Below are 19175 nucleotides of genomic sequence, written 5' to 3'. Positions count from 1 at the left end.
TTCAGAACAATCACGGGAAAATAAAATGAAGAAAAGTCTCTGCTTATTAATTGCAGCGGGTGGGGTATGGGCAAATATAAGTTTTGCTGCAACGCCAACTGAAGTTCGTGTGGCCTATAGCGGCGGTTCCCAGGTATTAATGCTGGCAAAAGCCGACGGCTCTCTGGATACCGCGTTAAACAGCAAAGTGAAATGGGTGCAATTTGCCTCTGGTGCAGATGCTTTGAATTATTTCGCCAGTAACGCGATCGATATTGCCAATTTTGGTTCCAGCCCGGCGACAGCGGGTATTGTGCGTAAATTACCGGTCGAAATAATTGGCGTTTCGGGCGTGATTGCCAGCTACGAGCGACTGATCGGCAAAGACGGCATTGTGAAAATCAATGATATCGAGGGCAAGCGTGTCGCCTATCCACCCAATTCAACGGCACAGTACGCTCTCGAAGCCGCGATCGATGTAAACAAACTGGATCGCAGCAAAATTACGCTGCTGCCGCTGCGTCCGGCAGAAATGGTGGCGGCCTGGAAACGTGGTGACATTGATGCTGGTTATGTCTGGGCGCCGTTTGCGCAGGAGCTGGAGGCCTCGGGTGGCCATCAGGTCTTTGCGACCAAAGATCTGCAGAAAGAGGGTTACCTGATTTACAACAACTATGTGGTGCGTAAAGCCTTTGCCGAACAGTATCCGGAAGCGGTGACCGCCTTCCTGCGCGTACACCAGCAGAAAGTGGATGAGTTCAGGAAAGATCCGGAACGCGCCGCAGCCATTGTCGCGAAAGAAGTGGGTGCTCCGGTCACCACCGCCGCCAATACGCTGGGCGGGCTGGAATATCCCACGTTGGCCCAGCAAGGGACGGCTGACTGGCTGGGAAATGGCACCCAAACCACAGACAGTGGTATTGGCAAAGCGTTGACCAAAACCTCCCGCTTCCTTGCCGACATCGGTGAGATTCGCAAGCGTGATATTCCCGCCAACTGGGATACCGCGATTGATTCCCGCTACATTCGTGATGCGGCGGTGGCGGCGCAATGAGATTGAGTCAGCATATCGCCATCAGCGTGGTGTCGGTGGCGATTTTCTTTATCGTCTGGCAGGTGGCGGCAACGCAGCAGTGGGTCGATCCGCTGCTGTTACCATCGCTGACGGACATCGGTTTGACGACTGAAGAGCTTTTGGCCGATGGCTATCGCCAGGTGCCGCTCTGGGAACACATTGCGGTGAGCCTCGCGCGTGCACTCGGCGCGTTTTCCGTGGCGATTATCATCGGTATTCCGCTGGGTTTACTGATGGGGCTGTCTGATGGCCTGGCGGCGGTGCTTAATCCCTTCGTGCAGTTCCTGCGTCCTTTGCCAAAAATTGCGCTGATCCCGCTGGCCGTCGTCTGGCTGGGGATTGGCGAGGCATCCAAGTTTTTCCTGATTTTCATCGCCACATTTTTGAGCGTGGTGGTGGGTGCATCGGCGGCCGTTGAGCGTATTGGTCGTTCGCGCATCCGCGTGGCGCAGACGCTGGGCGCATCACGCAGGCAAATCTTCCTGCGCGTGGTGTTGCCGGATGCGCTGCCGGATCTCTTTACCACCGTCAGGCTCTCCATTGGCATCGGCTGGACGTCGCTGATTGCCGCAGAGATGGTCGCTGCCAGCTCTGGTCTGGGTTGGATGGTGATCAACGCCAGCGCTTACTTGCGCACCGATATTGTCATGCTTGGTATTTTGCTGTTGGGCGGTATTGGCTATCTCCTGGATTTATTGCTGCTGGGGTTACAGCGCCTGACGGTGCCCTGGGCGGGGAAAGAATAATGAGTGCTATTAACCTGGAAAATGTGTCGCTCTCTTTTGCAGCGAAACCGCAGCCGTTTACGGTGCTGGAAGAGATCAACCTGAGCCTCAACAGCGGCGAGTTTGTGGTCCTGCTTGGGCCGTCTGGCTGTGGTAAATCCACCATCCTGAACCTGGTCGCCGGGTTTAGTAAACCGGATCGGGGGCGAGTGGTGGCTGGCGGCAAAACGGTACGACAGCCTGGTCCCGATCGCGGGATGATCTTCCAGCAACCCAACCTGTTCCCGTGGCTGTCGGTGCTGGAAAACGTCACCTTTGGCCCACGTCTGGGCAAACACCACAAGGATGAAACCAACGCGCAGGCGCAGGCATGGCTTGAGCGAGTAGGGCTGAAAGGCTTTGAACATCACGCCCCCTGGCAGCTTTCAGGCGGCATGAAACAGCGCGTGGCGCTGGCACGTGCCTGGCTTCCCGGCCCGGAAGTGCTGCTGCTGGATGAGCCGTTCGGCGCACTGGATGCACAAACCCGGCTGATGATGCAGGAACTGCTGCGTGAGGCCTGGCTTTCCACCGGCACCACGCTGCTCTTCGTCACTCACGATGTCGAAGAGGCGCTGTTTCTCGCCGATCGCATTCTGATCATGTCAGCAAAACCCGGAAAAATCGTCGATGAGATCGTTCTGCCCTTTGGTCGCGATCGGGATATCGAAACGCTTGCCGAACACCCCGCCTACAGCGAGATCAAACATCACGTTCTGCATCGGGTGCGCCAGGAGGCGAAACGGCACTTATCTTAAACGTAGTTCCCGGTGTCGGGAATGAATCAACCGTCATGACTGAGGTGGAAGCAATGAGCAACAGCGAATTACGAGACCGTCTTGAAACCAGTATTCAACAGCACCGGGATGAATATGTGGCCATCGCCAAAGATATTCACGCCCACCCGGAAACGGGCAACAACGAGTATTACGCCAGCGGCCTGCTGACTCAACTGCTGGAGAGGCACGGCTTTGTTGTCACCCTCAATGTCGCCGGCCATGAAACGGCTTTTTATGCAGTAAAGGAGAGCAGCAAACCCGGTCCAACTATCGCGTACCTCGCGGAATACGATGCGCTTATTGATATTGGCCATGCCTGTGGTCACAACATCATTGGGGTCACCAGTATCGCCGCAGCGATTGCCCTTAGCGAAACGCTGGACACGACAGGGGGTAAGGTAGTGGTACTCGGTACGCCTGCGGAAGAGGGCGGACTGCGGGGTAAAGGCGGCCCGAATGGTAATGTGAAGGCCCGGTTCGTGGAGCACGGTTTCCTGAAGGACGTCGATGCGGCGCTGATGATCCACCCGGCGGGTAAAACGCGACTGACTGGCCCGTCGCTGGCAAACAATCATCTGTACTTCCATTTTTATGGCAAACCGTCCCACGCGGGCAGCTCGCCGCATAAAGGCGTGAATGCTCTGGATGCGCTTGTGCTGCTCTACAACGGGATCAGCGTTCTGCGCCAGCAACTGCCGGACGGTATCCGCGTTCACGGCATTATTACCAACGGCGGCCAGGCGCCGAATGTGATCCCGGAGTATGCCTCGGCGCACTATTACATCCGCGCCCATACCCGTGAAGAGGTGGTAGCGCTGGAACCCCGTATCCGTGCCATTGCGGAAGGTGTTGCGCTGGCAACCGGCACCACGGTGAAAATTGAGCACCAGGTCGGGCCGCGAGATTTCAATATCAACCACACGCTGAACGGCGTGCTGCTGGACGAGTTCACCGCCGCAGGAGAAAACGTCGAGCTGAAGGAAAAAGAGGGGCTGGGCTCCACCGACGCAGGCGATATCAGCCACGCGGTGCCGACCGCACATCCGTACATCAAGATTGGCCCCGATGAGTTGATTGGACACACCGTGGCGTTTCGCGAAGCCGCGAACTCAGTGCAGGGATATGACGCGCTGATCGCGGGGGCACAAGTGCTGGCGCGAACCGGGCTGCGTCTGTTAACCGATGCCGCACTGCTGCAGGAAGCGAAAGACGAATTTGCCGGGCAAACCGCCGCCACGCAAGCCGCATGACCTTAGCCGGAGTATCATAACAATGAAAATGCTGTTTTCTGCCGCCGCACTCCTGCTGGCGGCGGTTTTACCCCTGGGAAGCGCGCAGGCTGAGAACGTCGATCGTAACGCTTCGCTGAATATTGCCTATGGAAACCGGCCGGGCACGCTGGATCCTTATCTGACGACCAACAACGCCACCTCAGACGTGGACAGGCATATTTTCGAAACGCTGTTCACCATCAACGCTAAATTTGAGCCCGTACCGGAGCTGGTGCAACGCTATACCCTGAGCGACGATCGCAAGACCTACACCTTTGTATTGCGCGATGGGATCCATTTTCATGACGGACAACCGCTGACTGCCGATGACGTGGTGGCGTCAATGAACCGCTGGCTGGCGGTGTCCACGCAGGGGAAAGCCAACCTCCCCGGTGTGCAGTTCAGTAAGGTGGATGATAAAACAGTCACCTTTACGCTGCCTGCTCCGTCGCTCATTACACTCAACGTGCTGGCGGACGTGAAGAACATTGCCGCAATTATGCCGAAACGCATTGTCGACGAGGCCAACAGCAGCAAGAAGCCGATCGCCGAGCTGATAGGCACCGGCCCTTACAAGCTGGCGGAATTCAAGCCTGGTGATTATTTGCATCTGACCCGCTATGACCAGTACCAGTCACGCGCCGAACCGGCGAGCGGCCTGTCGGGCGAAAAGAAAGCGGACGTGAAGGACATCTGGTTTCGCTATATAACCGATGAATCCACGCGCCTGGCCGGGGCGATGACCGGTGAATACGATCTGGTATTCCAGTTGCCGAAGGACAATATCGACACGCTTAGCAGCGCGCCGGATCTGTCGCTGTTTCAGCCGCAAAGCGGCGGCTCGCTCATTACCTACCTGTTCAATAAAAACCAGGGGCCGTTCGCCAACGTGAAGCTGCGGCAGGCATTTAACCTGGCGCTCGACGTTCATCAGACGCTGCTGGCGGGTTACAGCGATCCGCGTTTCTTCAAAGAAGATCCCTCACTGGGCTTCCCGGATCAGGTGGACTGGTACAGCGAAGCCGGCAAACCCTTCTGGAATCAACATAAGCTGGACGAGGCTCGTGCGCTGGTGAAGGCCTCGGGCTACAAGGGTGAAGAGGTGGTGATCATTGCCACTAAAGAGTATGCCGAACTGTATAACCTGGCGATTGTGGCCCAACAGGTGCTGAAACAGATTGGCGTGAAATCGCGGCTGGACGTGTACGACTGGCCGACGGTGCTGCAACGCCGCCAGGATCCGAAAAACTTCGATCTCTGCGCGCTGGAATTCTCTATGCGTCAGGTACTGCATCAGTATCCTTTCCTGGATTCCCGGGCGAAATTCCCCGGCCTGAGCAACAGCCCGGAAATTGACAACGTGCTGGATCAGATTAAACAAGCGTCGTCGCTGAAAGCGGCCAAACCGCTGGTGGATAAACTGAACACGCTGAGCTGGCAATATCTGCCGGTTATCGTGCTGGGCCGTACTACGCCGGATGCGGTGGCGATCAAAAACAATGTGAAAGGCTACCAGGATCTGATAGGTCCCGTTCTGTGGAACGTTAGCGTGACGAAACCCTGATGGAGAAAGGCGATGAAAAGATACCTTTTTCACCGCCTGCTGGCACTGCTACCGGTGCTGCTGGTGGTGTCGGTGGTGGTGTTCTGTCTGATTCACCTGGCGCCGGGCGATCCGGCGCTGGTGATCCTGGGGAACGATGCCAGTCCTCAGGATATTGCCGCGCTGCGCCAGCAGATGGGGCTGGACAGGCCGTTGCTTGTGCAGTTCTTTAGCTGGTTTGGCGAGATACTGACTGGCGATCTGGGGCATTCACTGTTTTTGAATACCAGCGTCATGTCGCTGTTTTTACAGCATCTGACGCCGACGCTGGCACTGGCGTTATACGCCCAGCTCATCGCGCTCATTCTTGGGCTGGCGGGCGGCGTGGTAAGCGCCTGGCAACATGGCGGCATCGCGGATCGCATCATTCGTATGTTGGCGACGTTTGGCATGTCGGTGCCGGGGTTTTTGCTTGGCCTGTTTCTGATCTTTTTCTTTGCCGTTCAGCTGCGATGGTTTCCGGTGGTGGGCTATCGCTCCACCAACGATTCTTTCTGGTTAAACGTCTGGTATTTAACCTTGCCTGCATTCGCGTTGGGACTGCGCATTGCCGCGCTGATAGCCCGTATGACCCGGGCTGTGATGCTGGATGTCATGCAGGAGCCTTTTATCAACACCGCACGGGCAAAGGGGGTTCCGGAGCGGCTGGTGCTGCTGCGGCATACTTTGAAAAACAGCCTGATCCCGATTCTGACCATTTGTGGCGAATCGTTCGCCTCGCTGGTGACCGGCACTCTCGTTATCGAGAGTGTGTTCGGTATTCCGGGCGTGGGTTCGCTGATTGTGGATTCGATCGAACGGCGTGACGTGACGGTGATCCAGGGCGTGGTGCTGCTGATCACGGTTTGTTACGTGTTGATCAACCTGGCGGTGGATCTGCTGAGCTACCTGGCCGATCCGCGACTGTCTATAGACGGAGGGGAAAAATGAACCTGTCGAGAAACCCGACGCTGTTGATCTGGCCCGCCGTACTGGTGGCGATCGTACTGTTGTCGTTTTTTGCCAGCCTGGTGAGCCCTTACGATCCCTACAGCATCGATCCGTTAAGCCGCCTGAAACCCCCTTCCGTTGAGCACTGGTTTGGTACCGATAACTTCGGGCGAGACCTTTTTGTTCGCGTGGCGCTTGCGGTACGGGTGTCGTTCTCGGTGGGTGCTGCGGTAGCGCTGATTGCAGGCGTCACGGGGATCGTCATCGGTTTACTGTGTGCCTGGTATCGTCCGGTCGACAGAGTGTTAATGCGTGTCTGCGATGGTCTGTTCGCGTTTCCGTCTCTGTTGCTTGCCATCGCCATTGTGGGGGTATTGGGGCCGAATATCGCCAACGTGGTGCTGGCGTTATCGCTGGTTTACGTACCGTCGATAGCCCGGGTGATCCGCGGTGCGGCCATGGTCATTAAAGAGAAGAATTTTATCGAAGCCCTGCGCGCGCAGGGGGCGAACGCTTCGCGCATTATCTGGCTGCACCTGCTGCCTAACGTCATCTCGCCGTTTATCGTGCAGGTGAGCTGGGTATTTTCGGTGGCCATTCTTACCGAAGCGGCGTTGAGCTTTCTCGGCTCCGGCGTGCCTGCGCCAATGCCCAGCCTGGGCAACCTGTTACTGGAAGGTAAGGCCGTTATCTTTAACGCGTGGTGGATGACCTTTTTTCCAGGGGTTGCCATTGTCCTGCTGATCCTGGGGCTGAATATCATAGGCGACGACCTGAGAGATAATGCCGATCCCAGCCTGAAGCCTCTGCCGCGTCGCGTGTTACGACGGCTAAAACAAGGAGGTCGCCATGGCTGATATCTTGCTTGACGTGAAGGATCTTGAGGTTCATTTCGCTACCCGGCAGGGCGTTGTCTCTCCGGTGCGTGGCGTCTCCTTTCGGGTTAACACACATGAGACTCTCGGTATTATTGGTGAATCCGGCTGCGGTAAGAGCGTGACCGCGCAGGCACTGATGGGGCTACTGTCTCCCCGTACCTGTCGGGTTCACGGCGAGGTAACGCTGGCAGGAAAAGCATTGCATTCGCTGTCGGCGAAAGCGCGCCGTCAGCGAAACGGGCATGAAATGGCGATGATTTTTCAGGACCCGCTCGCCAGCCTGAACCCGGTGATGACCATTGGCTTGCAGATTGATGAGAACCTGCGGCTGCATACCTCGTTGAATCGAGCGCAGCGTCAGCAGAAAATTATCAGCCTGTTGACGCAGGTTGGTATTGTCGATCCTGCCCGCAGCGCGGGTGCCTGGCCGCATGAACTCTCTGGCGGTATGCGTCAGCGCGTGATGATTGCAATGGCCATTGCGACGTCACCGTCGTTGCTGATTGCCGATGAGCCCACCACGGCGCTGGACGTCACCATTCAGGCACAAATCCTCGATTTGCTGGAGGACATTAACCAGAAGTCGGGTATGGGTATTGTCATTATCACGCACGATCTGAGCGTGGTCGCACGGCTTTGTCAGCGGGTGGTGGTGCTTTATGCCGGACAGGTTGTGGAAGAGGCGGATGTACACACGCTGTTTGAGCGTCCACGTCATCCATATACCCGTGCGCTGCTGGCGGCGCGTCCGTCGGCGGATCACACACCGAAAACGCCGCTGGCGGAAATTCGTGGTCAGGTGCCCGCGTTGCATGACTTGCCTTTAGGCTGCACTTACGCCGATCGCTGCCCGCTGGCGCAGCCGCGCTGTCGGGCACAGGCACCTGAACTGCGGGCGGTAGGGCACAAGGCACAACAGGTTCGCTGCTGGCGGGCCGACGAAGCGGGAGTGTTGAGATGACGACACCGTTGTTAAGCGTTAAAAACCTGTCGAAAACCTTTAGCCGTCGTGGGCAGTCGGTACAGGCGGTTGATAACATCAGTTTTACCCTGAATGCGGGCGAAACCTGGGCGCTGGTAGGGGAATCCGGCAGTGGAAAAAGCACGACCGGCCGCCTGGTGCTGGGGTTGACGTCCGCAAGCGCGGGCGAGATAGCGTTTGAGGGGCGACCGCTTGCGGGGCGTAACGCCGTTGGATGGCGGAGCGTGCGCCGCGACATGCAGATGATTTTTCAGGACCCGCTTTCATCGCTCGATCCAAAACGCACCATTGGCTATAGCCTGGAAGAGCCGCTGATTATCCATGGTGCCGGTAATCGCAAGACGCAGGTTGCTGAGATGCTGGAGCAGGTTGGCCTGCGGCCACAGGATAGCGCCCGCTATCCGCATGAGTTTTCCGGCGGTCAGCGCCAGCGTCTCGGTATTGCCCGGGCGCTGATCCTGAAGCCGAAGCTGATCGTCTGTGATGAGCCGGTTTCCGCGTTGGACGTCTCGATCCAATCGCAAATTCTCAATCTGCTGATGCAATTACAGCGTGACTATGGGCTGGCGTATCTCTTTATCTCTCATGATCTTAACGTGGTCAGGCACATTGCTGACAGCGTGGGGGTGATGTACCGGGGAGAGATCGTTGAGCAGGGAGAAGCCGCAGAAGTCTTTGCTGCACCGCGTCATGACTACACGCGCTATTTGTTGAATGCCATTCTGCCCGAGTATCCCGACGCGCAGGGAGAAACACGCATCGTCGCTAACGGTTAAGTCTGCAAAGGGGGCATTCCCCCCCTTTCTACTGACACTTCTCCTGTTAATCATCGTCTCTCGCTCAACTCCGTTTTCTTTTCGCCAACACATTGCATTGACAGCAAGACCTGTAACGTTACACTAAACCGTTGTTGTTCATAATTCCTAAGAAGATGGCGATGCCGGGTGTTAGTGTCTTCCGCCATTCATCGATTGCCGCAAAGGAGATGTATGGCGAATATTCGTGATGTCGCAAAGCATGCTGGCGTTTCCGTCAGTACGGTATCCAATGTGCTCAACGGTCGTACCGATCAAATGCGTGCCGAAACGCTGGCGCGCATCCAGCAGAGCATGCAGACGTTGAATTACTTTCCAAACCGGGTGGCGCAACAGCTCAAAACTGGGCAGGCCAAAATGATTGGCTTGCTGGTGCCGTCGATTGTGAATCCCAGCTTTGCCGCCCTGGCCCGTGAAGTTGACCTGGCGGCCAAAAAGCGTCAGTTCCGGGTGCTGATTGGTAATACCTACCGGCAGATTGAAGAAGAAGAGGCCTTTCTGGACGACATGTTTTCTCACGGCGTCCGCGGGATTATCGTTGCCGCCTGCGATATTGAAAAAGCGCACTTTGCGCGAGCGGTAGAGCAGGGCATGGTGATGGTGAACTATGATGGCCGCATGCCTGCGCGCGCTCAGTCAGACCATTTTGCGCTGGACAGCGTATCCATGGACAACATTGATGCCGGGCGAATGGCGGCAGAACACCTGATCGCGCAGGGATGCCGTCGTCTCGCATTTGCCACGGTGGAAGGGATGACGCCGAGCCGCGCGCACAAAATCGAAGGCTTTCTTCGTGCGGTGCAAGACCATGGACTTTATCGGGAAGGGATGATCATTGAAGGCCAGGCCGTGGCCGCCTATGGCGACACGGAAATGACGGAACTTGGGCGGGCGCTGGCGTTAAAAATCAGCCAACAGCCGGCGTTCCCGGATGGCATCGTGGCAATCAACGACGCCCTGGGTATTGGTCTGATGGCTGGTCTGCATCAGGCGGGGATCCATGTGCCGCAACAAATTTCTATTGTGGGTATCGACAATATCCCACTCTCCGGACTGGTTTTCCCTGGCCTGACCTCCATCATGCCGCCGCTTCGGGAGATGGCAGAGGTGATGGTTGACCGGTTGATTGACAGGACCGAAAACCCGGCCATTCCGCCAGAGGAGTTTCTGTTCCCTCCGTCGTTGGTCTCCCGGCAATCGGTACGGTAACGGCGTGGCAGGAGAAGAACATTACGTTCTTCTCGTTTTGTCATACCAGCGTTGGGGCTACGGTCAGCAGGATATTGGCGAAGCGGCGGGTTTCTCCGGACGCGATAACCAGGATAGTGTCGGATGATTTGGCCAGCGAATAAAACGCGTTGCGTTCAACGTGCTCAAACTCGATGGTCTCAGAAAGCATGCCGCGGTATTCGCGCTCGACCGTATTATCAAAATCCGCCGGGCTTGCCATTAACGTGGCTTTTTCCACATTAATATAGCCGAGGATTTTCTCCAGAATGACGACGCTGCCGATCATTCCCGGAGTGAAATTAAGCCAGATAATCCGTGCCTGCGCAGAGGTATTGGTTAAAAAAGAATAATTGGCATCGGTGATTAAAATATTCGCCTTGTGTCCGCACTGTGCCAGTGCCTGTAATAAATCAGGATGAATAATATCTGACTTGATCATATGTCATACCTTTTTAAAACTGGCGGGCTTGATTGCCCGCCACATTTTTATGCCCGGTAAATACCGCCGTTAATGTCAATGGTTGCGCCGGAAACGAAACCGTCATATTCAGAGGCGAGGAAACAGATGACCCTTGCCACATCTTCCGGCGTACCCGCTCTTCCCAAAGGAATTGCCTGGATGGTCTGGTCGGCAGAGGCCTGCGTGGTGTGTTGATTATGAAAACGCGTGCCCAGAATCAGCCCTGGGGCAACGGCATTGACGCGGATGCCGTGTTCACCGAGTTCAGCGGCGAGCGAGCGTGTCCAGGTCAGCACCGCGCCTTTGGTGGTGGAATACACCAGAGAACCCGCGTGGCCGCCGGAACGCCCGGCCAGAGAGGCCAGGTTGACGATACTGGCGCCTTCTGGCGCGGCTTTCAGCCACGGTAATGCCTGCTGAGTGACATTCAGCATCGTCGTCATATTGACATCGATAACGGTGCGCCAGAAATGTGGCTCAATCTCGCCCAGCCATTTGCGGGCAATAATGCCGCCGACGTTATTGACCAGAATATCGATACCGCCGAGAAATTCCGCCGCCTGCGCCACACAGCGGGCCGCATCTTCTTCATCGGTTAAATCGGCGAAACCACAGGCCGCCCGACAGCCCTGCTGTTCGGCGAGGGCGATTAATTCCCGTGGGCCTTCTTCGCCACTGAAATAATGAATATAGATATCGCATCCCGCTTCAATCAGTTTTCTCGCACTCTCTTTACCAATGCCTTGTTCTGCACCCGTAATAAATGCTTTTTTACCCGTTAATAATCCCATTTCATACTCCCGTTATTCATATTTAAAACGGCATCAGGCAATGACGTAACATCGTTTTGCCGTTTTTTACGCGTGGATATCCCTGCCACCTGAATGTGGCAAATACAGAACTTAATTATCAGTAGCCGGCCAGTCCAGGCAGCCAGGTGGTTAACGGTGGCGCCATGGCGACAATAATGATGCCGACAAAAATCACCGCCAGATATTTCGCCATAGGTCTGATGACGTGTTTCATTTCCACTCCGCAAATCGCGCAGGTGGTGTACAAACCCAGGCCGATCGGGGGTGAAAACAGACCAAAGCCCATCGCCATGATCATCACAATGCCAAAGTGCAGCGGGTTAAAGCCAAGCTGAATTGCAATCGGCACCAGAATAGGGGCGAAGATGATCAGCGCAGGCGCACCTTCGAGAACCGCACCAAAGATGATCAGAATGACAATGGTTAACATAAGGAACAGCCAGGCACCTTGCTCCATACCAATTCCCACCAGCAGTTCAGCGATCTGCTGCGGGATCATCTGAATGGTCAGGGCATAAGAGAGGCTGGTTGCACAGGCCACGATGAACAGCAGAACGCCGGACATCGCCGCGATATCAACGAACATTTTAACCGTGGCTTTCAGCGTCAGTTCACCAAATGCCAGGCGACCCACCACAATGGCGTAGATAACCGCGAAGGCGGAAATTTCTGTGGAGGTGGCGATCCCCATCATGACGCCACGACCAATCATGAAGATCATGACCAGGCCAACAGCGGCACCCAGGTAAAGCTGAGTTCTCGGACGTAATACCGGGTAGGCTTCGCTGACGTTAATTTTTCCGCCGAAACGGTTGGCGGCAACCATTAACAACACCAGCAGGCAGGCCGCAGGCACCAGACCGGCGATGAACAACGCCCCGATGGAAATATTCGCGACAAAGCCCATCACAATCAGGTTCACGCAGGGAGGAATGGTCTCCGCCATCACTGCGGAGGCGGCAAATACCCCGGCGGCTTCTTCGCTATCCTGCTTCGCACGGCGTACCGCTGGCATTAACACCCCGCCGACGGCCGCCACATCCGCCAGTTTGGAACCGGAGATGCCGGAGAAAAAGGCCATCGATAGCACGGTTGTCATGTTCAGACCGCCGCGAAACCGTCCCATACCGCGCACAATCAGTTCGACCAGTCGCGTGGACATGCCGTTGATTTCCATTGCCGCACCGGCGAGCAAGAAGAACGGAATCGCCAACAGAACAAAGTGGTCAACGCCCGCCGCCACCTGCTGAGAGAAAAAGACAAAGGGCAGGGAAGGGTCGCAGATGAAAAAGACCATTGCGGACATGCCGAGCGTGAAGGCGATCGGCACACCGGCCAGAATGCCGAGCACGAAGCAAATCAGCATCAGGCCCGCCGCTGCGCTGGCAGGATCGGCCATCAGCGACAGTTTCAGATAACCCAGCGCCGCCAGCACCAGGATCCCAACACCGCTGAGCAACACCACTTTGGCGCGTTCATGCAGGGCATGTTCCAGCGCGGCCACCATCATAACGACGGAGCCGATTAACACCGGGATCACGTAGATGGTCTGCGGCAGGCCTGTCTCGGTGGTTTGCAATCGCGCGGCCTGTACCAGGTCATAACTGGAAATCACCAGCCCGACGGAGACCAAAAACAGGATCCAGCGACTGGCATGGATAACGTAAGGGCGAACGCTTTCAGGCAGGAAGCGTAAGAACAGATCGACACCAATGTGTCCGCCTCTGCCCGTTGAGGTGGCAACGCCAAAAAAGACCAGCGCAATCATCAGCGCACGCGCCACTTCTTCCGCCCAGTGGATCGGTGAATGCAGGGCGTAACGCCAGATCACCGAAGCGAATACCACCAGTACGTTGATAAACAGCACCAGCGCCCCGGCCCACGACGTTAAGGTTGTCAAAAATCGACTCAGCCGCCCCAACAGCGTCAACAAAGTATTTTCATCCTTTGTTTTCATCGAGATATCTGCCATGGTGAACTCCTTTCATGGTTTGTTTGGGCAACATCGCCGACCCGCGAAATTCCGCAGGCCGACGATGCACGGCTTATGGCTTGTCGCTCGGCGCCGCAGCGCTGATCTCGTCCACCATAGGTTTCAGATCCGGGTATTTATCAAGGAAGGTTTTCCAGACAGGCTGTACGGCCTGCGCGAAGAACGCGCGATCGGTTTCCCGGAAAGTGACGCCTTTGGCCTCCAGGTTTTTAATTGCTTCCAGCTCTTTCTGGCTGGCCTGTTGGCGTTCGTATTCCGTGGCTTCTTTCGCAGCGGCCAGCACGTCGGCACGTAATGATTCCGGGATCTGCTCGAAGCTCTTCTTGTTCATGGCGATCATCAGTGGATTATAGCTATGGCGGGTCAGCGTGCCATTCTTGATGATTTCATAATATTTGCTGGCGTAGATGGTGGGCGCATCATGCTCGACGCCATCGATCACGCCCATTTGCAGGCTGGAATAGACTTCCCCGCCCGGCATTGGAATCGCTACTGCTCCCATGTGATTCAGCGTGGCGATAAAGTTAGGCACCGGCAGAACGCGGATTTTCAGATTCTTTAAATCCTCTGGTTTTTCAATCGCCTTCTTGGTGTACACGTTACGTGCGCCGAGGTTATAGCCATAACCCAACACCATCACGTTCGCTTTATCCATCATCAACTTAGAAAGCTGCTCACCGGGTTTGCCGTCCAGCGCTTTCCCGACCTGGTCATAGTCTTTAAACAGATAACCCAGATCCAGAACACCGACTTCAGGGACCAGCGTGGCCCAGATTGAGGTGCCTGAAATCATCATGTTAATGGCACCGATACGGACCTGCTGTGTGGCATCGGCTTCTTTTCCCAGCATGGCGTTGGCGAAATAATTAAGCTTAATCTGGCCTTTTAACTTCTCGTTTTTATTCAGGTTTTCCTGGAATCGATTGAACCAAATATAGTGCGCAGAGGAGTCATCTCCTGGCAGAGACGAGTAAACACGAAAATTGATTGCTGCCTGTGCTGAAGCGCTCAGCACACTACCTGCAATCAGGGCGCTACTGAGGCAAGCGAGTGCCAGAAAACGTCTGGCTGAACGAAACGGTGTTGTTTTCATCATGATTATCCTTTCTCACAGTGTAGAGGTCGCGATAACGCCATCTGGCAAGGCTGACACGGCCAGCTGGTTTAACGAAAAAGTCGCTGAATCTGTTTTCTGTAACGTTTTAGTGTAACGTTACAGACGCTATCCGACTCACTGTGCAAATGCAATATGCTTCCTTTCATCAACGCCAGTGATATGTGAATTTTGTGGCGGGCATCGCTAATTTGCGGGTGGGTGTTACAAAACCGAAACGGGGTGTTCGCTGTTTAGTCACTGTTTAGCGGCGCAAGGCTCAGAAACAGGTCCTTCGCAGACAGCCGAAGGCGCTGTCAGCCCTCTGTGTAAACAGATTCGCGTCTGTCAGGCGATAACTTTTACGCATAGCGGCTAAGAAAATGGCATTTTTTACATATGCATCAAGCTGATAGTGTCATTTGAAATAGCAGAGAAAGAGCGGTGCGGTAATGAAACATACCATTGGGATTCTGGGCGGCATGGGGCCTGCTGCAACGGCGGATATGCTGGAAAAATTTGTTGAACTTCGCAGCGCCAGCTGCGATCAGCAGCATATTCCGCTAATCGTTAGCTCAATTCCTGACATTCCCGATCGTACAGCCTGCCTGCTTTCTGGCGGTCCCTCTCCCTGGCACTATCTTGAGCGTTATCTGCACATGCTGGAAGATGCGGGGGCTGAATGTATCGTCATACCTTGCAACACTGCGCATTACTGGTTTGATGATTTACGGGCAGTGGCAAAGGCGGAAATGATCAGCATTCTGGATGCCACGCTGAGTGATATTCCTTCCGGCGTGACCCGCGTCGGCCTGCTGGCCACGAATGCCACGCTGGCGACGGGGTTGTACCAAAAAAAAATGATTGCGCAGGGACTCTCTCTGGTTCAGCCGGAAGAGACCGGTCAGGAGCAGGTGATGCAGGCCATTTACGCATTGAAAAGCGGCGATAAATCCGCAGCGCAAAGGTTGCTGTTTCCCCAAATTGAGCGACTGGTTTCCCACGGGGCGCAGATAATTATTATGGGCTGCACCGAGATCCCGTTAATTGTGGCCGGGCATGAGAACAAATTTGGGCGCCGGTTTATTGATTCAACTGCGTCTCTGGTCAATGCCGCTATTCGTTGGTATGAGTCATGGCCGGATACGCAGGTGGATGAGCCTGTGCAACAGGTTGCCTGCGTGTGAATGGCGATCAGGGGACCGTATGCAGGTGATGCAACTCCTTCCAGAACCGTTCCGCCAGGGGAGTCATCCGCGTATCCATCCGGTAAGCATAGGCCTGGATAGGAATAATTAACGCGTCCTTGTCCAGCACGACGAGCTGTTTACTCCGAATCTCCTGACGAATCGCGTACTCCGGGAGCCAGGCGATTCCACAACCGTCCAGCGCAACCTGTTTAAGCAATTCACTCATTGAAGAGACAAAAAATGTGCTGAAACTCAGCTCGGTATGACGGGTCAACGTTCGGTTGATAAGCCGCCCCATGTAGGAGTTCTGGCTATAGTTGAGCAGCGGGAAAGAGGGTTGGTCGAGTGTGTATCGCGGTTTTCCGTTCGCATCGCTTGCGCAGACGGGAAACAGTTGCGACTCGAACAGGGGAATATTGGCAAACGGAGGCTGGAGCAGGTTTTCATCATAATAAGAGAAGATGAAATCACTTTGTCCTTCCCGCAACATATCTACTGCCTGATCGACATCGATCGCTTCAACTGACCAGGTAAACTGGGTTGGCATCTGGCTGACGATACCGGGTAACAACCCCAGTGAGAGGGAGTGCGCCGCGGCAATCTTGATTTTACGCAGCATGAAATCGCTGCCGCCACGTAGCTCAGCCAGGTTGCTTTCCAGCTGTTGTAGCAAATGACGTATCTGAGAGTGAAAGATTTTTCCCTGCTCGGAGAGCTGCAGCGGCGAGACCTGACGATTGAACAATTCAACCCCTACCGCGTTTTCCAGTGCGCGAATACGGCGGCTGAAAGCGGGTTGCGAGACATTACGGATAATCGCGGCCTGGGAGAAATTTCGGCACTTTTCCAGTGTCAGAAAGTCATACAGCCATTTCGTTTCAATGTTATACAAACCTGCACCACTCACATCCATTTATCATCACCTGTCAGCCGTCTGTCTGCGCCATTTTACGGGCATTCACACGGCTGACAACCGATTGAGCTTACTCGAAGGTACCCTTCACGCAGGCTTTACCGTCAACCACCATTTGTTTGCCGTGAGCATAAACCTGCTCAATACCTAATTCTGGTGTCATAACCAGCAGATCGGCATCCTTCCCTGGCGCGATTTCGCCTTTAGTGGAAAGGTTAAGAAAGGCAGCCACACTGGTCGTCAGCGGACGCAGTGCGTCGGTCAGGGTAAATCCGTGATCGTTTATTAGCGATTGTACGGTCTCAAGCAAACTCTCGAAGCCCGCCACGCCAATTCCGGTGAGTTTTCCGGCATCATCAAACAACGGCTGGCTACCATTACCATCAGAACTGACCGTTATTCGGGCAAGCGGTATACCGGCTTTCACTGCCCGAGCCACACCCTCAGCCGGTGCGACCGGATCGGGAATACCGCTGGTGATATCGATGGTGCCGCCTTTGAGAGCAAAGGCCAGTGCTTCTTCGAACAGCGCCTCATTGCGGTTAACGTGGGTGGGAAGCAGCTTACTCATCGGCACATCGCTATTTTCCAGAATGTCGTACAGCGGTTTGAGTCCTTTTTTGCTGTCGCCCATATGGAACACGCTGACCCCCGGTTTGCCGCCCAGCAGGCCGCCCACGCGGGATTCAGCGGCCATGTTTGCCAGTTGATAATCGCCAGGGGCGGCAGAGCGGTGGTCAGAGACGGCACATTTTACGCCGATGACGCGGTCGATCAGCGCCACATCTTTTTCTACGGAACCGGTGATCGTCGGTGAAGGGACATGATAAGCGCCGGTCAACATCCAGGCGGTGATCCCTTCTTCATTCAGCGCCCGGGTTTTTGCCAGCAGTGATTCCGGATGACGAGTTACGGAGTCGGTGCCGAGTAGGCCAATGACGGTCGTGACCCCGGCTTCGGTCAGTCTGCTCAACCTGACTTCTGGCGTTCGGGTTGTGGGGCCGGCCTCGCCGCCGCCGCCAATCAGGTGAACATGCTGATCGATAAAGCCAGGACACAGAATCCGTCCTTTGAGATTGATAACCTTACAATCCGGCACGATCTGAGGAGAGATATCGCGTGCAACGGCAATAATCTTGCCGTTGGCGAGAAACACGTCGCAAATCCCCAGGTCTTCAGGGGTGTAAAGGTGTGCACCTTGCAGCAACGTAAAATCTGCGAAGGATAAATCAGGCATGGTAATTCCCTTTTAAACAATGAGTTGCATAACCCAAATCGACAGCAATGCGTTGATGGCGCACACTGCAATGATGTGGGGATAATATTTGGCATTCACTTCGGCGGTACCGAGGCAGCGGCCTACGTTCTGCACTGGGTTACCCATCAGGTATATCGCCGGGAGCAGAACCGTGACGTCGTGACCATTTAATGCCCCCGCCGTGAGCAGACTGGCGGAAACTCCTACCGCGCCGCCCATGCTCATTAGCGACGCTAACAGCACGGTGGCCGCTTCACCGGGAAGCCCCCAAAGCGCCATGATCGGTTGGCAAATGTGTCCAACCCAGTCGAGTAAACCGGTAATTTTCAGCGCCTGAATAATGACGAACGCCATGACCACGTTTGGCAGCAGGTTAGTGGTGGCAATAGTAAAGCCGCGGCGGGCACCGTCGATAAACATGTCCATGACATTTTTGCGAACCTGAGTGGTCATGCTTGTGCTCCTTGCGTTGGGTTACGGCGTTCTTCAAAATTGATCCAGAGACGTAGCAGATTGGCACCGACAAATTTAAACACCAGAATGACGGCCAGCGGGACGATAACAGACGTTCCCAGAAATGCGAAGACGGCGACGCCAGAGGAAAAATAGTTGGTAATAATCGCGCTACCGCTGGTCTGGTATGCCGCAAAAATGACTTTATCACGCTCAGTGATTTCGCCATCCTGCGCCAGTTCTTTCGTCATACCCGCAGCCGCATCGGTATTTTGTAAGTTCGCGATGAGCGCCAGCGAGCAGATGCCCGGAATGCCAAGCAGCGGCTTCAGGATTGGCGTCATCAGTTGTTGAGCCGCACGCAATCCGCCAAGACCGTCGGTGATAGAAATAATGCCCAGTGACAAAATGACTGACGGCGCGAGCTCCAGCGCGAAAAGAAAACCATCTTTTGCGCCAGTACCGCCCGCCCCCCGGAAGGTTACAGACGTTTGTCCAGCCCCATTCGCGATTTGGCCAAATGAACCGTTCAGCACGGTAAAATCAAAAACACGCCACCAACCTTCCGTTCCGGAAAATACGCCGGAAAAGAAAATGATGGTCAGAAAAAATGCCAGATACCCTTTAAGTCCGACTTTTTCTGTTGCAAGCGGCAGCGCCGCCTGTTCCCCTTGTTGCGCCATAGCGAACCCCGTTA

At 55.1% G+C, this 19175-nt stretch carries 19 protein-coding genes; 11 read left to right on the top strand and 8 right to left on the bottom strand.

The annotated features are described in order from the left end of the window. Nucleotides 1-25 precede the first annotated feature (25 nt). The 10 genes from OGY35_RS10660 (at nucleotide 26) to OGY35_RS10615 (ending at nucleotide 10285) form a co-directional block, all read left to right on the top strand. Nucleotides 26-1033 carry a taurine ABC transporter substrate-binding protein gene (locus OGY35_RS10660; protein ID WP_178825180.1) on the top strand — a complete coding sequence of 336 codons (1008 nt, stop codon included), beginning with the start codon at nucleotides 26-28 and terminating at the stop codon, nucleotides 1031-1033. Continuing rightward, entirely contained in the window at nucleotides 1030-1800 is a 771-nt protein-coding gene (locus OGY35_RS10655; protein ID WP_178825182.1) for an ABC transporter permease, read from the top strand. The genes OGY35_RS10660 and OGY35_RS10655 overlap by 4 nt, the downstream gene beginning before the upstream one ends. Next, a complete protein-coding gene (locus OGY35_RS10650; protein ID WP_286632248.1) occupies nucleotides 1800-2576 on the top strand; it encodes an ABC transporter ATP-binding protein in 777 nt (258 codons plus the stop codon). The genes OGY35_RS10655 and OGY35_RS10650 overlap by 1 nt, the downstream gene beginning before the upstream one ends. 53 nt (nucleotides 2577-2629) lie before the next feature. Further along, entirely contained in the window at nucleotides 2630-3847 is a 1218-nt protein-coding gene (locus OGY35_RS10645; protein WP_286632247.1) for a M20 family metallopeptidase, read from the top strand. Between the two features lie 22 nt (nucleotides 3848-3869). Next, entirely contained in the window at nucleotides 3870-5432 is a 1563-nt protein-coding gene (locus OGY35_RS10640; protein ID WP_286632246.1) for an ABC transporter substrate-binding protein, read from the top strand. A 12-nt stretch (nucleotides 5433-5444) separates the two neighbouring features. Then, the gene (locus tag OGY35_RS10635) at nucleotides 5445-6401 is read left to right on the top strand and encodes an ABC transporter permease (RefSeq protein ID WP_286632245.1); all 957 of its coding nucleotides are present in this window, start codon (nucleotides 5445-5447) and stop codon (nucleotides 6399-6401) included. After that, the gene (locus OGY35_RS10630) at nucleotides 6398-7258 is read left to right on the top strand and encodes an ABC transporter permease (RefSeq protein ID WP_178825624.1); all 861 of its coding nucleotides are present in this window, start codon (nucleotides 6398-6400) and stop codon (nucleotides 7256-7258) included. Before OGY35_RS10635 ends, OGY35_RS10630 begins: the two co-directional genes overlap by 4 nt. Next, entirely contained in the window at nucleotides 7251-8240 is a 990-nt protein-coding gene (locus OGY35_RS10625) for an ABC transporter ATP-binding protein (protein ID WP_286632244.1), read from the top strand. Before OGY35_RS10630 ends, OGY35_RS10625 begins: the two co-directional genes overlap by 8 nt. Beyond that, a complete protein-coding gene (locus OGY35_RS10620) occupies nucleotides 8237-9037 on the top strand; it encodes an ABC transporter ATP-binding protein (protein ID WP_286632243.1) in 801 nt (266 codons plus the stop codon). Before OGY35_RS10625 ends, OGY35_RS10620 begins: the two co-directional genes overlap by 4 nt. A 213-nt stretch (nucleotides 9038-9250) precedes the next feature. Beyond that, nucleotides 9251-10285 (top strand): LacI family DNA-binding transcriptional regulator, encoded by a 1035-nt coding sequence (locus OGY35_RS10615; protein ID WP_286632242.1) that lies wholly within the window; start codon nucleotides 9251-9253, stop codon nucleotides 10283-10285. Between the two features lie 40 nt (nucleotides 10286-10325). Here OGY35_RS10615 and OGY35_RS10610 read toward each other — a convergent pair whose 3' ends face one another. The 4 genes from OGY35_RS10610 to OGY35_RS10595 form a co-directional block, all read right to left on the bottom strand. Continuing rightward, the gene (locus tag OGY35_RS10610; RefSeq protein WP_152402236.1) at nucleotides 10326-10745 is read right to left on the bottom strand and encodes an RbsD/FucU family protein; all 420 of its coding nucleotides are present in this window, start codon (nucleotides 10743-10745) and stop codon (nucleotides 10326-10328) included. Between the two features lie 47 nt (nucleotides 10746-10792). After that, on the bottom strand, nucleotides 10793-11557 hold the full coding sequence (locus tag OGY35_RS10605) for an SDR family NAD(P)-dependent oxidoreductase (RefSeq protein WP_152402237.1): 765 nt from the start codon (nucleotides 11555-11557) through the stop codon (nucleotides 10793-10795). Between the two features lie 118 nt (nucleotides 11558-11675). Then, nucleotides 11676-13550: a TRAP transporter large permease gene (locus OGY35_RS10600; protein ID WP_046486785.1), complete on the bottom strand. Its 1875-nt coding sequence runs from the start codon at nucleotides 13548-13550 to the stop codon at nucleotides 11676-11678. Nucleotides 13551-13623: 73 nt separating this feature from the next. Next, complete coding sequence (locus OGY35_RS10595; RefSeq protein ID WP_152402239.1) at nucleotides 13624-14667, bottom strand: TRAP transporter substrate-binding protein; 1044 nt, start codon at nucleotides 14665-14667, stop codon at nucleotides 13624-13626. A gap of 449 nt (nucleotides 14668-15116) precedes the next feature. Here OGY35_RS10595 and cuyB point away from each other — a divergent pair, with 449 nt between their 5' ends. Beyond that, on the top strand, nucleotides 15117-15851 hold the full coding sequence (cuyB, locus tag OGY35_RS10590; RefSeq protein ID WP_286632241.1) for a cysteate racemase: 735 nt from the start codon (nucleotides 15117-15119) through the stop codon (nucleotides 15849-15851). A 7-nt stretch (nucleotides 15852-15858) separates the two neighbouring features. Here the strand turns inward: cuyB and hypT are convergent, their stop codons facing one another. The 4 genes from hypT to OGY35_RS10570 all read right to left on the bottom strand — a co-directional run bounded on the left by hypT (nucleotide 15859) and on the right by OGY35_RS10570 (nucleotide 19161). After that, nucleotides 15859-16767: a hypochlorite stress DNA-binding transcriptional regulator HypT gene (hypT, locus tag OGY35_RS10585; protein WP_286632240.1), complete on the bottom strand. Its 909-nt coding sequence runs from the start codon at nucleotides 16765-16767 to the stop codon at nucleotides 15859-15861. A gap of 70 nt (nucleotides 16768-16837) precedes the next feature. After that, nucleotides 16838-18004 carry a beta-aspartyl-peptidase gene (gene iadA / locus OGY35_RS10580; RefSeq protein WP_286632239.1) on the bottom strand — a complete coding sequence of 389 codons (1167 nt, stop codon included), beginning with the start codon at nucleotides 18002-18004 and terminating at the stop codon, nucleotides 16838-16840. Between the two features lie 12 nt (nucleotides 18005-18016). Continuing rightward, nucleotides 18017-18478, bottom strand: coding sequence for a YjiG family protein (locus OGY35_RS10575; protein ID WP_152402246.1), 462 nt, complete (start codon nucleotides 18476-18478; stop codon nucleotides 18017-18019). Beyond that, nucleotides 18475-19161 carry a nucleoside recognition domain-containing protein gene (locus OGY35_RS10570; protein WP_152402248.1) on the bottom strand — a complete coding sequence of 229 codons (687 nt, stop codon included), beginning with the start codon at nucleotides 19159-19161 and terminating at the stop codon, nucleotides 18475-18477. Before OGY35_RS10570 ends, OGY35_RS10575 begins: the two co-directional genes overlap by 4 nt. Between the last annotated feature and the right edge of the window lie 14 nt (nucleotides 19162-19175).

This window comes from Citrobacter sp. Ct235 (assembly GCF_030332305.1).
In the GTDB taxonomy this organism is placed as follows: domain Bacteria; phylum Pseudomonadota; class Gammaproteobacteria; order Enterobacterales; family Enterobacteriaceae; genus Citrobacter_A; species Citrobacter_A telavivensis.
The sequence above is the reverse complement of the archived record's forward strand: the minus strand, read 5'-3'. Positions and strand labels throughout refer to the sequence as shown.

Bases quoted from the DNA above. Each gene is read 5' to 3' on its own strand.
- OGY35_RS10660 (WP_178825180.1), top strand. From the start codon at position 26: ATGAAGAAAAGTCTCTGCTTATTAATTGCAGCGGGTGGGGTATGGGCA.
- OGY35_RS10655 (WP_178825182.1), top strand. From the start codon at position 1,030: ATGAGATTGAGTCAGCATATCGCCATCAGCGTGGTGTCGGTGGCGATT.
- OGY35_RS10650 (WP_286632248.1), top strand. From the start codon at position 1,800: ATGAGTGCTATTAACCTGGAAAATGTGTCGCTCTCTTTTGCAGCGAAA.
- OGY35_RS10645 (WP_286632247.1), top strand. From the start codon at position 2,630: ATGAGCAACAGCGAATTACGAGACCGTCTTGAAACCAGTATTCAACAG.
- OGY35_RS10640 (WP_286632246.1), top strand. From the start codon at position 3,870: ATGAAAATGCTGTTTTCTGCCGCCGCACTCCTGCTGGCGGCGGTTTTA.
- OGY35_RS10635 (WP_286632245.1), top strand. From the start codon at position 5,445: ATGAAAAGATACCTTTTTCACCGCCTGCTGGCACTGCTACCGGTGCTG.
- OGY35_RS10630 (WP_178825624.1), top strand. From the start codon at position 6,398: ATGAACCTGTCGAGAAACCCGACGCTGTTGATCTGGCCCGCCGTACTG.
- OGY35_RS10625 (WP_286632244.1), top strand. From the start codon at position 7,251: ATGGCTGATATCTTGCTTGACGTGAAGGATCTTGAGGTTCATTTCGCT.
- OGY35_RS10620 (WP_286632243.1), top strand. From the start codon at position 8,237: ATGACGACACCGTTGTTAAGCGTTAAAAACCTGTCGAAAACCTTTAGC.
- OGY35_RS10615 (WP_286632242.1), top strand. From the start codon at position 9,251: ATGGCGAATATTCGTGATGTCGCAAAGCATGCTGGCGTTTCCGTCAGT.
- OGY35_RS10610 (WP_152402236.1), bottom strand. From the start codon at position 10,745: ATGATCAAGTCAGATATTATTCATCCTGATTTATTACAGGCACTGGCA.
- OGY35_RS10605 (WP_152402237.1), bottom strand. From the start codon at position 11,557: ATGGGATTATTAACGGGTAAAAAAGCATTTATTACGGGTGCAGAACAA.
- OGY35_RS10600 (WP_046486785.1), bottom strand. From the start codon at position 13,550: ATGGCAGATATCTCGATGAAAACAAAGGATGAAAATACTTTGTTGACG.
- OGY35_RS10595 (WP_152402239.1), bottom strand. From the start codon at position 14,667: ATGATGAAAACAACACCGTTTCGTTCAGCCAGACGTTTTCTGGCACTC.
- cuyB (WP_286632241.1), top strand. From the start codon at position 15,117: ATGAAACATACCATTGGGATTCTGGGCGGCATGGGGCCTGCTGCAACG.
- hypT (WP_286632240.1), bottom strand. From the start codon at position 16,767: ATGGATGTGAGTGGTGCAGGTTTGTATAACATTGAAACGAAATGGCTG.
- iadA (WP_286632239.1), bottom strand. From the start codon at position 18,004: ATGCCTGATTTATCCTTCGCAGATTTTACGTTGCTGCAAGGTGCACAC.
- OGY35_RS10575 (WP_152402246.1), bottom strand. From the start codon at position 18,478: ATGACCACTCAGGTTCGCAAAAATGTCATGGACATGTTTATCGACGGT.
- OGY35_RS10570 (WP_152402248.1), bottom strand. From the start codon at position 19,161: ATGGCGCAACAAGGGGAACAGGCGGCGCTGCCGCTTGCAACAGAAAAA.